Here is a 13,393-nt window from a genome sequence, read left to right as displayed (position 1 = left end):
GTGGAAAAACCCGCCCACACGTGCACTCTCATTGCGGCACGTATAGGCGAGCACTAATAAACCTTAGTCCTTGGGGTCCGTAGGATCCTCGGAGTCATCCTGTGGAGGGGTTACCTCTGATTCATGGTCAGACACCTCAGCATCCAGAATGTTTTCATCCAACCCAGCTAGGAACTGCTCAAACTCCACCCCAAGCTCCTCACCACTTGGTAAAGCGGATTCACCTGGTAGGACTGCCTGAGGGTTACGCTCCTTATAGCGTTCCAGTTCTTCGTCGTATTGACGCTCCAGCATGCCAACCACGTGCTGAATTTCAGGGGAACCCTGCACCTGCTCGTCAATCTGTTCTGCAATGCGGGCTGCGTCCTCCTCTAGCGCGCCAAGAGGGAACTCCAAATCAGCGGTGGTGGCGACGGAACGAAGCAAGTTCAAGGTGGCTTCTGGGTACGTGGATGCCGCCAAGTAATGCGGCACGTGAGCAGTGTAACCAGCAACGTTCAGACCGCGTTTGTTGAGTAGGCGCTCCAAGTGGAGCGCCGCGGAACCTGGAACGGTGATCTTGGTGTCCAACGTAAACTGACTGTTGATCAGCTTGGCGTCATTGCCGTGTGCGCTGATAACCATTGGGCGGGTGTGTGGCACCGCCATAGGAGCGGAGTACAAGCAGATGGTTTGAGCCACACCAAACTTTTCTACTAAGTCAGCCACAGCTTCCGTGAAGCCATCCCAGCGCAAATCAGGTTCAGGGCCTGAAAGTAGAAGGAAAGGCTTTTGGTTGGTATCTCGGATTACGTCAATGGCGAGACGTAAATCCTCTCCCTCAACTACTTCGTTGTGGTCAATCAGTACGGCTGGCCTACGGGACCGGTAGTCCATGAGCTCATCATTATTAAACGATGCTACCGGCGCGTTATCAAGGGCAGCGCGCAGGTGATCAGCGCTGGCGTCTACAGCGTGCCCCGCATCAGCATAGCCTTGGAGTGCAACCACGAGTGTAGGTCCGGTGGCGCCCTTGTCAGAGATCTTTGGCGCAGGGAACTCAAGTTCATACATGTGCTGGGATTCTTGTGACATGTTTTCCTCCTACCGTGTGATAAACGCATTGCCAAGAGTAATGGCTTTCCACATTACCGTGTTTTGGATTGTGTGCTTTGCTCATTACACGGCTGCGATGCCTTTTAAAACGCCAGCAGGTGGATATTTGTTCCATCCGCAATAAAACCTGTGGATAGAACTTCTGCTACTAGCGCAGTTATACACAAAACCGCGGTTTTGGAGGAAGCGTCTTATCAACCGTACGCTCGGGGTGATTGATTGGGTCTATGACCAAAAATAATCATTCTCAGCAAGGGGCAGCCGCACATGGTCTGTTCACACCATCGACGATACTCACTAACCTCCCGGGCATTCTTGGATACTACCCAACGGATTCTCTGGTGTTCGTTTGTCTCTATGACTCCACTGACACCACCCAGCCAGATTCTGATTCGGTAACCACCACGATGACCATAGGCCCCGTTTTCCGCCTAGACATTCTGGAAATGCATCGAATTCCGGACATCGCAGATGCCATGGAATCCGTTGCTCCAGACCTAGTGATGATGTTCGTAGTTACCTCAAACCGCTCTGGGCTCGCAGAAGCACTGCCTGATTATCTCATGCACGCCGTGTCATGTGAGATGATGCCAGTGCTGGGGTGTTGGTGTGTGGATGAGATATCAACTGGAGCCAAGTACACGTTGCTATTTGGCAACGAAGAGTTCCATAAGCTTGGGCTCGACGGTGTGTTCAGCCAGGGCAGCCCGTTCCGCGATGGCACGGTGGGTGAAATCACGGAGTCAGTGACAATGCGAGAGTTAGTGAAGACAGGGGAACTGCCCGAGCTCACGCGGGCAGAGGCATACTCATTTTTTGATCGCACCACTAAGGCCCTAGAACCCATGACCATTTACAAGCTGAACGAACTCACCGGCATCAGAGCCAATCAGCTAGGCGAGCTGGTTAGCAATAATGCCCACATGATGGATGAGGCCAGGCAGGCGTTGCTTTGCCGGTTGAAAGAGTGCGAGGGCTTTAGCGCGGAGGAGCTTATGGAAGATGAGGATGCCATCGAGTTCTTTGGTACCTACTTTCGCGTGCTTAGGCTGCGTGATGTCATAATCATGGCCAGCTTTGGTATGGAAGATACAGTGCGCAACATCAGCTTGGCGGTGGCGCGGACTCTTCCAGACCAAGCCCGTGCCAACGCTTTGTGCTGCTACGCGTTGTGCATTTTGGGCTCACCTACCTCGCATCGCCTCATGCCGGCGCTGTCTGCGGCCCAGAAAGAAGAGCCGGGGCACCGCCTGAGTCAATTGATGACGGTGGGATACACACGAGGTGGCTCCGAATTGCTTGCGGAGGTCATGTACAAGGGCGCGGTCATGGACATGGCCGACGGTGACCCGAGCGCCGTTAGCTTTGCCGCACGTAGCGTCTACGATTTTATTGTGCGCGGCGGCAGTGAACTCAAAGCCAATCTTCTGCCACAGCTGTTGGAACTTCTTGACGTTGACGTCACCGACCCGTTACCGGGCCTGTGTGCCTTGATTGACCAAGGGCACGAGAACGCGGCATAGGAAAAGGACCTTGATTTTCCCAAGGTCCTTAAACGTTTGTACCCTACTTGGCGCTGTGTGCCTTATCTCCAAGCTGGGAAGTAAAGGCCCATGCATCCTCCACGATGGTTCGAAGGTCGGTGCGGGTTGGCTTCCAACCTAGCTCCTTCATGGCTTTTTCGGAAGAAGCTATCAACACTGCTGGGTCGCCTGCTCGCCGTGGCGCAACCTCAGCCGGAATTTCGTGACCGGTAACTTCACGGCAGGTCTCAATTACTTCTTTCACAGAGTAGCCCTCGCCGGAGCCCAAGTTGAAGATTCGGTGCTTTCCTGGAGTATTGGATTCAAGCGCGAGAAGGTGTGCATCGGCCAAATCGCGGATGTGGATGTAGTCACGGACGTTGGTGCCATCCTTAGTTGGCCAGTCATCACCAAACATCATGATCTTGTCGCGGTGGCCCAAGGCTACCTGTAGGACGAGAGGAATAAGGTGGGTTTCTACCTCACGGTTCTCACCAATGTTTCCGTATGCACCAGCTACGTTGAAGTAACGCAAGCTAGTTGCGCCCAGTCCAAACGCGTTGGCATAGGAGGTGATGGCGTAGTCAATGGCCAGCTTTGATGCGCCGTAAGGGTTGGTAGGTTGAGTAGGGAAGTCCTCCGTAATAGGAACTTCCTTTGGCTCGCCATACGTTGCGGCCGTGGATGAAAACACCAAATTGTTCACGCCGTGCGCACGCATAGCGTCTAGCAGCGCCAGAGTGGTGACGAGGTTGTGTTGCCAGTATTCATCGGGCTTCTGGACGGATTCGCCAACGAGAGAACGAGCGGCGAAGTGAATGACACCCTCAAAGCCACCCTGCGCGAGAACCTCAGAAGCTTTGTCTCGGACATCGCCTTCGACGATGGTTGCCTGATTTGGAACAGCTTCGCGGTTTCCGGTGGAGAAGTTATCGATGATGGTGACGTCGTGTCCCTGCTCTACCAATACCGCTGCGCAGACCGATCCAACATATCCAGCGCCACCGGTTACAAGAAGTTTCATTCTTCCTCCAAAATACTTCCTACTTAAGCAACACCGTTAGCTACTACGCACGGTGTGAGAATTTCACTGGGGCGGGCGCAGTGTTGTGAGGGAAGCCTGCGGTACGTCCCTGACAGGCTATTTACAGCAGCTCTACGCGGATTGCGTGGGCCAGATCGTACATGAGCTCTACCTCGTGGGTGCCGGTGTACAGCACAACCCGCTCGATGTCGTTTTCAATCTCTACCTCGCTGCCCACCTGGACTCCTGCTGTCAGAAGCAGATCAAATTGTTCCACATCCACCTGCAAGATCTCGTTGATTTGGGCAATGCGAGCCTTAACGCGCTCACCGGACTGAATATCAGTTGCACGAATGCCCAAAGCGGTGGTGGTCTCAGGCACACCCAGATCCGCCAATCCTGGAATTGGGTTTCCAAAAGGGGAGGAATCGACGCCTGGGAGAACCTCTACTAGGCGGCGCTCAACTTCCTCACTCATAACATGTTCCCACCGGCAGGCTTCTTCATGGACCTTAGCCACGTCGAGGCCAATGACGTCCGTAAGGAGCCTTTCCGCAAGACGGTGCTTGCGCATAACTTGGGTGGCGAGTTCACGACCCTGCTCTGTCATGTGGAGTGATCGGTCAGGTTCAACCCTGACTAGTCCGTCACGTTCCATGCGTGAAACGGTCTGGCTCACGGTTGGGCCAGACTGTTCCAATCGTTCTGCGATACGGGCACGGAGAGGGGTGATACCTTCTTCTTCAAGTTCGTAGATGGTGCGCAGATACATCTCAGTGGTATCGACCAAATCCTTCACGGCACAATGGACCTTTCTGCTTTGTAGAACGTGCTCTTGAACAGAGTCTACATCTAATGGTGAGTAACAGTGGTGAATCAACACGAAGGGCGTGAAGTCGACTGAAACTTCACGCCCTCGTACGGTTTTTCTACAGTGCGTACTCTCGCAACTTGTCAGCGCGGGAACCGTCGCGCAGCTTTGCCATCACCTCGCGCTCAATTTGGCGAACACGCTCACGGGAGAGACCGAATTGACGGCCGATCTGATCCAAGGTGCGAGGAACGCCGTCATCCAATCCGTAACGCATGCGGATGACGTCTTGCTCGCGCTGTTCGAGGGTGTCAAGTACGTCACGAATATCTGAGTGACGTAGGGACGCTACTACAGCGGCCTCAGCGTCAGCTGCCTCAGAATCCTCGATGAAATCTCCTAATGGAGCTTCTTCGTCTGCACCCACTGGCATATCCAAGCTCACCGGATCACGGGATTGACGTAGCAGCATCTCAATCTTGGACTCATCAATGCCGGACTCTTCTGCGAGCTCATCATTGGTGGCCTCGCGACCCAAGTGCTGATACATCTCACGCTTGATCCGGGAGAGCTTGTTTACCTGCTCTACTAGGTGCACTGGGAGGCGGATAGTGCGGGACTGGTCCGCCATGCCTCGGGTGATAGCCTGGCGGATCCACCACGTGGCATAAGTGGAGAACTTGTACCCCTTGGCGTAGTCAAACTTTTCCATTGCGCGGATGAGACCCAAGTTCCCTTCTTGGATGAGATCCAACAGTGGCATTCCGCGGCCTGTGTACCGCTTAGCCAAGGACACAACTAGGCGAAGGTTGGCTTCCAAGAGGTGGGAGCGAGCCTTACGGCCTTCCTTCACTAAAACCTTTAGATCACGCTTCATAGCACGAGTGAGTGGTTCCTCGGAATGCTTCAGTAAGTGCTCGGCATAGAGCCCTACTTCAATTGCCTGAGATAGCTCAACCTCGTCTTCAGCGGTAAGGAGTGCTGTTTTACCAATTCCATTCAGGTAAACACGCACTAGGTCAGCAGAAGGATTGTCGTTAGTGTGCCCTCGACGGCTTCCGCGATCCACTTCTTCAGTCTCGACCGCTGTGGCCTGGTTACTAGCCATCCGATGACCTCCTCATGGTGTTTAAGGTTTCTACCCTCTTGTAACGCCATTGTTGATACTTTAGTTCCGAGAATCACAAAAAAATGAGCGCCTGGGGGTGAGTGAAGGGGGCAAGGGTTACTAATTAGCCTCTACCAAAACGGTAAAAGGTCCTTCGTTGACACTGGCTACCTTCATCATTGCTCCAAAACGGCCTTCTTCAACGGTGATTCCACGCTGCCTCAAGTTCTGGGCAATCTTTTCGATCACTGGTTCCGCAATGTCACCTTTGGCTGCATCAGACCACGAGGGCCGGCGGCCCTTGGCTGTTTTACCCATTAACGTAAATTGGCTTACTAGGAGCACGGGTGCCCCAGCGTCCACAACCGACTTCTCTCCATCGAGAATGCGTAGCTCGGCAATCTTGCGGGCAACGGTTTCCCACGCGGTATCGGAGTCTTGTGCGCCCACGCCTACCAGTGCGAGGATGCCTCCGGTTTCCGGACAATGAATCTGGCCCACGACTTCGCCATCTACGGTGACACTGGCTTCGCTAACTCGGGTGAGAACTGCTTTCATCGGAAATCTCCTATTGCAAAATCATCTAGTTCTGGCTCAGCAGCTCGGCTGGAAGTAACAATCCGTGGCGTACTAAGTCCACTATTGGGGCGATTACGGCTTGTAAAAGATCTTCCTCGTCAACTCCCTTGCTCATCGAGTAGAGTTCCACTACTTCAGCAAGACTCATGCCCTGCGGGTGAAGACCCGCCACAATGGTTGCAATGTGTTCGTCCACCTCATGGCTAAAGCACGGGCCCTCGGTTCGGCTAAGGCGGATGGCAAACGGTGTAAAACCCATCCCAATAGAAGCATCTGGAATAGCGATCTCTTCCTTTGCCACGCCTGGGCGCAGAGCGTACTGGGAAGAAAGAATATCCTCCTTTGTGGCATCTCGAAGCCATCCGGTTCGCAGGAAGTATTCTTCGATCTCCTCGCCTAGGGTGCCCACTATGTTCCCTGCAAGATCTTCAGCCACTATCTCGCTTGGGGTATCGTCATCCAATTTCTGAATAGCTACGTAGCCAAAACCGATTCCGGATACCTTGTTGTCGGCAAAATGCTGTAACCAAGCCTGGGTGCGTTCAGCGGCTTCGGGGCTGCGAGGATCGATACTCTCGTCTTTGAGCCAAGTGCCCACGTACAACGCAGGATCTGCAATGTCACGCTGCAGAACCCATGCTGCTACACCGTGGCTCGGTATCCAAGACGCTACCCGCTGCTGCCACGATTGACCTTCCTGGTGGATCCACGCACCCAAAATATGTGCGGTGCCTCCCTCATTGAGGTAATCAGGTGATTGGGAGACAACCATCTCGGTGGCTCCATCAAGATTCAACCCTGAGTCGCGGTAGACGTGACCGACCTCCGGCAGGCCTACGACAAACGGCGGATTAGAAACGATCCGGTCAAACCGCTCACCACTAGCCGGCTCGAACCAAGATCCCTCGCGAAGAGATACGGACGCATGGCCGGAAGCGTCATCTTCACCAACTAAGGTGGCCTCCGCCAGATCCAGAGCGCGCGGATGTACATCAGTAGCAACAATCCGCTGAGCGCAGCGCAATTGACCCAGCGTCTGGATTCCGGATCCAGTACCCACATCGAGCACAGATTCCACTGGGGTTGTTGCAGAGGTGGATAAAAGCGACAAACTAGCTGCCCCTACACCTAAGACATGATCTGCTCCCGGCACGTGTCCAAGGACCATGGAAGCATCCATATCTGAGAACACGATGCGGTTAACGCCATTAATTACATGTGGGCGCACATCCATCAACGCATGAAGCTGCGACTCGTCAACTACGCCACTGGCTATACCTGGCTGGCCAATGTTGCCAATACGTGTGCCAACATAACCCACAACACCGGCGTCGATGATCTTGCGTGTCAGCGCAGCGCCCAACACGTCATCGACCAAAGAGCGGTCAGTGGGCAAGTGCAGCAAGAAGAGACGAATCAAGACTGACAGAGGAGCATTTTCGCGGCCGCGCAGCGAAAAACTAACAGCCCCTGGCTCACCACGAAATAATGCATCATTGGCGTGAGGCCCCAAAAATGAAGCTACTCCCGCGGCAGTAAAGCCGTGCCTCACCAATGCTTCCTTAAGATCCTGAGCAACCAGGCCCAGCTGAGTACGGGTGGGCTCCACTGCCACCATCACCAACACCAACCTCTCACCGCATACGCGGTTTTAGTACAACATTGGGTTTAAGAGTATGCCAGCAACGGGTCTCGAAACTAACTTCCACGGCGTTTTCCACTTAATCGCTACACAGCGTGCTGAAAACGGCACAAAGCTTAATTACCTTCCGAACCGAAAACTCAGGAGAACATCCCGCGCGAGTTTTTATACTCAATACCGGAATCATCATCTGACTGAGGAGGTGTTGGGCGCGCCGGGCGCTCCGCGAATCGGTATTGCTCCCTAATGAGATCAATCGCCTTACCATCCTCGTCAGTAAGAGGCCCAGGTGGTAGTGCCTGAGCGTTACCAGCGTCTAATTGATGGTTGAAGTAGTCGCGCTGAGCCTGCGGCTTGTACACGATTGGGGCGCGGGGATCGCGTGCTTCACCATGGGCGTTACCTACCACCACCGCAATCCATGGCATTGGTACTGAGATCACGAACAAGACAACTGCGAGCCAAATATAACCTAGCCACCACGCTAGGGCTGATCCCAGTAGGAGGGGAATGCGGGACCCTTGCAGCCAGTTGTATTGGACTTCGCGTTTGTGGAGGTTTTGTTCAGGTGATTTGGTGACATTAGTTACGAGCGCAACATTTGCTTTGCGCTTAAACTTGGACAAACGCGATTTCCTAGAATCCACCTCTTGCGGGGCTTCCTGGGCGTCGTAGACGGTTTCGTCATACTTTTCGCCGTCGCGTTCAAACTTGCCTGTCATATTTCCCAAGCCTAGACCGGATATGTGCCGAATGCGATAAGTTGCGCCATAATGGTTGAGGTGAGTACAACGACAAAAACTATTGAACGCCCAGATGTGCGCGAGGATCGTGGCACGAGTGATGACACACCGAAGTTCTTCCACTATGTGAAGAAGAACCAGATTGTGGATTCGGCTGTTAGCGGAAAAATGGTCGTTGCTCTTTGCGGCGAGGCCTTCCCTGTGACCAAACAAGCCAAGCCGGGTTCCCCTGTGTGCCCAGACTGCGAGCGAATCTACAGGGGTCTGCGTAAGAAGTGAGTGGTGACCTTCGCGCCTGGCAGCGCAAGGCTCTGACCAAGTACCTGATGAACAAGCCCAAGGATTTCCTTGCGGTGGCGACTCCAGGTGCCGGTAAGACTACTTTCGCGCTGCGCGTGGCTACAGAATTAACAACTAATCGGACAGTTGATCGCGTCATCGTTGTTGTGCCAACTGAGCACCTAAAGGTGCAGTGGGCTGCGTCGGCAGCGCGAGTTGGGCTTTCGCTAGATCCGCACTTCAAGAATACGGATGCGGTCAACCCTCAGTACGACGGTGTGGTTGTCACCTATGCCCAAGTGGCAATGCACCCGTTCAAGCATTATCAAGTGGCTACGTCAAAGCGCACTTTGGTAATTATGGATGAGATCCACCACGGTGGCGACGCGAAGAGCTGGGGCGACGGCATTCGCGAGGCTTATCGTGATGCTGAGCGTCGCCTAGCACTCACGGGTACCCCGTTTCGTTCCGATGACGCAGCTATCCCGTTCGTGCGCTATGAGGAAGATGGTGAGGGGCACCTGGTGTCCCAGTCTGATCACACCTATGGCTACTCTGATGCGCTTAACGACGGCGTCGTCAGACCCGTAGTTTTCCTAGCGTACTCAGGCGAAGCACGCTGGCGAACCAGTGCCGGCGAGGAATATGCGGCTCGCCTGGGCGAGCCGCTCAATGCCGAGCAGACTGCGCGCGCGTGGAAAACCGCGCTGGATCCAAAGGGCGATTGGATTCCTGCGGTGCTCACCGCAGCTCATAAGCGCTTAATGAAGCTGCGGACCCACATCCCTGACGCTGGAGGGCTCGTCATTGCAACTGACAAGACGACAGCACGCGCTTACGCGCGCATTCTGGAGACCCTGTCATCTACCCCTGTTGCGGTGATTCTGTCTGATGAAGCTGGAGCATCCGAGCGCATTGATGAATTCTCCGCGTCCGAGGACGAGTGGATGGTGGCCGTCCGCATGGTGTCTGAGGGTGTGGACGTGCCTCGGCTTGCCGTGGGTGTTTATGCGACGAGCTCTTCTACGCCGCTATTCTTTGCTCAGGCCATTGGTCGCTTTGTGCGTTCTCGAAAAAAGGGTGAGACCGCGTCCGTTTTCCTTCCCTCCGTCCCAGTGCTGCTGGATCTCGCCGCCAAGCTGGAGAACTCCCGTGACCACGTTTTGGGTAAACCAGATCGACCGAAAGAAGGGTGGGATGATGATCTTCTTGCGGCAGCTAATAAAGAGGAGACTGAAAAAGACGATCTTCCAGCGTACGAGTCCTTAGGTGCTGAGGCCGAACTTGACTCGTTGATCTTTGACGGTTCATCTTTTGGTACAGGAACTATAGCAGGCTCCGCTGAGGAAGAGGAGTACTTGGGACTTCCTGGGCTTCTTGACGCTGATCAGATGCGCACGCTTCTACGCAAGCGACAAAGTGAGCAGCTTGACGCTAGGGAAGCGGCTGAAAAGAAACGGCGGAAAGAAGAAGCACAGCGCAAAGCGGATGAACTCCATCAGCAACCGCAGGTGGCCAGCCAGGAAATTCCTCAGTTGCGTAAGCAGCTTAACGCCCTCGTCTCCATCCATGCGTCGCGCACCGGCCGCCCCCATGGTGCTATTCATACTGAAGTGCGCCAGAAATGCGGTGGTCCGCCAACCGCCATGTGTTCCGCCGAGCAACTTAAAGAACGCATCGCTTACTTGAAGCGGTTCTAGGACTTAAGGTCCCCGCGTTGACGGGTCTTAAGTAACGTAGGAGAGTGGGGAACACGGCTTACTTCCCTCCGGTCCGTTACGGCAGATTCGTATAGGCTAGGGAGCGAAACCAACCGAAAGGCGCAAAGATTATGACTAACCCACGCGAACCCTACAACTCCCAAGATCCACAGGCGCCTCGGGAGGAAGGAAATCTGCCGGACTACGGTGGGCTCGATCCCAACCAGCAGGACCCTGCGGGCGGTGTTCCATCCTACGGCCAGTACCCAACTCAAGGGCAGAACGTGCAGGCCTACGGCGGTGTACCTCAGTACGGGCAATACGACTCGCCGTTTGCGGTAGAGGACACCCGTAAGAACGGCGTGGCTATTGCAGCACTCGTCTTTGCTCTCCTCGCGCTTGTCATGCTCATTTCCGTGGCATTGAGCATTTTTGCTTTCATACCAGGCCTCATTGGCGTGATCCTCTCCTTTGTGGCACTGTCCAAGGCCAAGAAGATCGCGGGTAATGGGCGCCGTAAGGGAATGTCCATCGCAGCGCTGGTGGTTTCCATTCTGGTCACCGTCTTCTCAGGCGTCATAGTTGGTCTGGGCGTTGTCGTTGGCCTTGATCTTTGGCAAGCCTGCCAGGGGCTCAACGAAGCTCAGTTAACCGAATGTGTGAACGACTACGTGAACGAGCGTGTGAACACCCAGCAGTAAGACTTAGGCAAACGGCCCATGATCAACGTTTGTTGATCATGGGCCGTTAGTTACTGGGTAATCGCTCAATCGTATAACCAAGCTTCCACTAAGCGTCCCAGCGGAATGGAATCCACACGAAACTAAAGCCTATGCCAGAGGCTGCAACCTCATATACGCGAAGCCCGCACCAACGCCATGTTGGTGCGGGCCTTTGTACGTCCTAGCAATCCTAGTCCAAGTAGTCGCGCAGTACTTGAGAGCGCGATGGATGGCGCAGTTTGGACATCGTCTTGGATTCGATCTGGCGGATGCGTTCGCGGGTAACGCCGTAGACCTGGCCGATTTCGTCTAAAGTGCGTGGCATGCCGTCAGTTAGGCCGAAGCGCAGCTTAACCACGCCGGCTTCACGCTCGGAAAGCGTGTGGAGAACGTCCTGCAGCTGGTCCTGCAGCAGGGTGAAGGAGACGGCGTCCACCGCAATGACAGCCTCGGAGTCCTCGATGAAGTCACCCAGTTGGGAATCGCCCTCGTCGCCAATGGTCTGGTCAAGAGAGATTGGCTCACGAGCGTACTGCTGGATCTCCAGTACCTTCTCCTCGGTGATGTCCATTTCCTTAGCCAGTTCCTGTGGCGTTGGCTCTCGGCCAAGATCCTGCAGGAGCTCACGCTGGATGCGACCGAGTTTGTTGATGACCTCAACCATGTGAACCGGAATACGGATGGTACGTGCTTGGTCTGCCATGGCTCGGGTGATGGCCTGGCGAATCCACCACGTGGCGTAAGTCGAGAACTTGTAGCCCTTTGTGTAGTCGAACTTCTCAACTGCACGGATCAGACCCAAGTTTCCTTCTTGGATCAGATCCAGGAAGGCCATACCGCGACCGGTGTAGCGCTTCGCAAGAGAAACCACCAGACGCAAGTTTGCTTCCAAGAGGTGGTTCTTTGCCTTGCGGCCATCGCGGGCGATAGCCCTTAGGTCACGCTTAACTGCAGGGGTGAGCTTTGCTTCCTTGTCGCCGGCGTTGAAGGCTTCTTCCATTTGTTCCATACGGAAGGTGGCGTACAAGCCCGCCTCGATGCGCTTTGCTAGGGAAACCTCCTGCTCAGCGTTCAGCAGGGCAACCTTACCAATCTGCTTGAGGTAGGCGCGAACGGAGTCCGCAGACGTAGTGAGCTCGGCGTCTTTGCGCGCCTGACGTAAAGCGGCGGATTCGTCCTCGTCCCAGACAGAGGAGCCGTCGTCTTCATCGTCATCGTCTGCAGAAGAATCGTCGGAGTCATCGTCATCGTAGTCGTCAGAGTCGTCTTCTAGACCTGGTTCGATGTCATCGTTGTAATCATCATCCATGTCATCATCGATGTCAGGGTTGAAGTCGTCGTTGTCATCGTCCTGAGGATCTAGATTGACGTCGAGATCATCATCAGGAGTGATGTTCTCATCCTTGACTGGAGCCTTGGCCTTGGCAGCCGACTTGCGAGCAGTTTTCTTTGCTGCCTTCTTGGCAGTCTTCTTCACTGCCTTCTTGGCCGTCTTTTTTGCTGCTTTCTTAGCGGTCTTCTTAGCTGCCTTCTTGGCTGGAGCCTTCGCAGGTGCTTCATCTCCTGCACCTACTTCCGAGGCTGCAGTAACTTCAGTTGCAGTCAGATTGGGCACGTCAGCCGCTTTAGCTGCGACGCGAGGAGCCGCCTTGCGGGCTGACTTCTTTGCTGTCTTCTTTACTGCTTTGCGGGTAGGTGCGGATGCCGAAGATTCTGGGTTATCGGTGGCTGCCACGTACGCCCTTTCGCTTTGGGAAAATGAAACTACACAATCGAACACTAAACAACCGAGCACGAGCTAAAAGATCGCGGGCGGATAATTCTTGGTTGAGAGGGACTAAAAATCATGCACCGCCTTCAAAGCCAAGAGCTATAAAGGCGGGCAATCATTTTCAGTTCTCCCAAACCACCTTGCGCCAAAAAAATTCCAAATATTTGAGATTTTTTCTTGCGTAGATAGCTGATCTACGAGCAGTGGAGTGAAATTATCTCGTCTGAAACCTCGGCAGTGCCGATCTTGGTGGCCTCAGATAAGCCCCCAAGAAAGTCCTTTTACCTGCAGCGATACATGCTCCTAGCATTAATCACTTCTGTAAACAAGACCTTTGTCTCGATCAATCTGCCATTATAAAACATTTCACTGCGTCGTGCTGTTTTGACTGGCAGG

The 13,393-nt window shown here is 54.2% G+C and carries 12 protein-coding genes; 4 read left to right on the top strand and 8 right to left on the bottom strand.

The annotated features are described in order from the left end of the window. Positions 1 to 63 precede the first annotated feature (63 nt). The gene (locus ACXM2N_RS06970; protein WP_458487222.1) at positions 64 to 1,074 is read right to left on the bottom strand and encodes a PAC2 family protein; all 1,011 of its coding nucleotides are present in this window, start codon (positions 1,072 to 1,074) and stop codon (positions 64 to 66) included. A 248-nt stretch (positions 1,075 to 1,322) separates the two neighbouring features. Between ACXM2N_RS06970 and ACXM2N_RS06965 the strand changes: the two genes are divergently transcribed. Beyond that, a complete protein-coding gene (locus ACXM2N_RS06965; protein WP_458487220.1) occupies positions 1,323 to 2,618 on the top strand; it encodes a DUF4192 domain-containing protein in 1,296 nt (431 codons plus the stop codon). Between the two features lie 43 nt (positions 2,619 to 2,661). On the opposite strand, the gene galE is transcribed toward ACXM2N_RS06965, so the two are convergent. The 6 genes from galE to ACXM2N_RS06935 form a co-directional block, all read right to left on the bottom strand. Further along, positions 2,662 to 3,642 carry a UDP-glucose 4-epimerase GalE gene (gene galE / locus ACXM2N_RS06960; RefSeq protein ID WP_458487218.1) on the bottom strand — a complete coding sequence of 327 codons (981 nt, stop codon included), beginning with the start codon at positions 3,640 to 3,642 and terminating at the stop codon, positions 2,662 to 2,664. A 121-nt stretch (positions 3,643 to 3,763) separates the two neighbouring features. Further along, on the bottom strand, positions 3,764 to 4,441 hold the full coding sequence (locus tag ACXM2N_RS06955) for an iron dependent repressor, metal binding and dimerization domain protein (protein ID WP_458487216.1): 678 nt from the start codon (positions 4,439 to 4,441) through the stop codon (positions 3,764 to 3,766). A 130-nt stretch (positions 4,442 to 4,571) separates the two neighbouring features. Then, on the bottom strand, positions 4,572 to 5,561 hold the full coding sequence (locus ACXM2N_RS06950) for a sigma-70 family RNA polymerase sigma factor (RefSeq protein WP_458487214.1): 990 nt from the start codon (positions 5,559 to 5,561) through the stop codon (positions 4,572 to 4,574). Positions 5,562 to 5,681: 120 nt separating this feature from the next. After that, entirely contained in the window at positions 5,682 to 6,119 is a 438-nt protein-coding gene (gene dtd, locus ACXM2N_RS06945) for a D-aminoacyl-tRNA deacylase (RefSeq protein ID WP_458487212.1), read from the bottom strand. 25 nt (positions 6,120 to 6,144) lie between these two features. Beyond that, positions 6,145 to 7,758, bottom strand: a complete 1,614-nt coding sequence (locus ACXM2N_RS06940; RefSeq protein WP_458487210.1) for a DUF7782 domain-containing protein — start codon at positions 7,756 to 7,758, stop codon at positions 6,145 to 6,147. Between the two features lie 164 nt (positions 7,759 to 7,922). Continuing rightward, on the bottom strand, positions 7,923 to 8,504 hold the full coding sequence (locus tag ACXM2N_RS06935) for a DUF3099 domain-containing protein (protein ID WP_458487208.1): 582 nt from the start codon (positions 8,502 to 8,504) through the stop codon (positions 7,923 to 7,925). 60 nt (positions 8,505 to 8,564) lie between these two features. Here ACXM2N_RS06935 and ACXM2N_RS06930 point away from each other — a divergent pair, with 60 nt between their 5' ends. The 3 genes from ACXM2N_RS06930 to ACXM2N_RS06920 all read left to right on the top strand — a co-directional run bounded on the left by ACXM2N_RS06930 (position 8,565) and on the right by ACXM2N_RS06920 (position 11,205). Further along, positions 8,565 to 8,804 (top strand): DUF3039 domain-containing protein, encoded by a 240-nt coding sequence (locus ACXM2N_RS06930; RefSeq protein ID WP_458487206.1) that lies wholly within the window; start codon positions 8,565 to 8,567, stop codon positions 8,802 to 8,804. Beyond that, on the top strand, positions 8,801 to 10,504 hold the full coding sequence (locus tag ACXM2N_RS06925; protein WP_458487204.1) for a DEAD/DEAH box helicase: 1,704 nt from the start codon (positions 8,801 to 8,803) through the stop codon (positions 10,502 to 10,504). Before ACXM2N_RS06930 ends, ACXM2N_RS06925 begins: the two co-directional genes overlap by 4 nt. A 131-nt stretch (positions 10,505 to 10,635) precedes the next feature. Then, positions 10,636 to 11,205, top strand: coding sequence for a DUF4190 domain-containing protein (locus ACXM2N_RS06920; RefSeq protein ID WP_458487202.1), 570 nt, complete (start codon positions 10,636 to 10,638; stop codon positions 11,203 to 11,205). A 211-nt stretch (positions 11,206 to 11,416) separates the two neighbouring features. Here ACXM2N_RS06920 and ACXM2N_RS06915 read toward each other — a convergent pair whose 3' ends face one another. After that, positions 11,417 to 12,961: an RNA polymerase sigma factor gene (locus ACXM2N_RS06915; protein WP_458487200.1), complete on the bottom strand. Its 1,545-nt coding sequence runs from the start codon at positions 12,959 to 12,961 to the stop codon at positions 11,417 to 11,419. Positions 12,962 to 13,393: the final 432 nt, after the last annotated feature.

The sequence above is a fragment of the Corynebacterium sp. ZY180755 genome (assembly GCF_054331495.1).
This window is presented reverse-complemented; position numbering and strand designations above follow the sequence as displayed.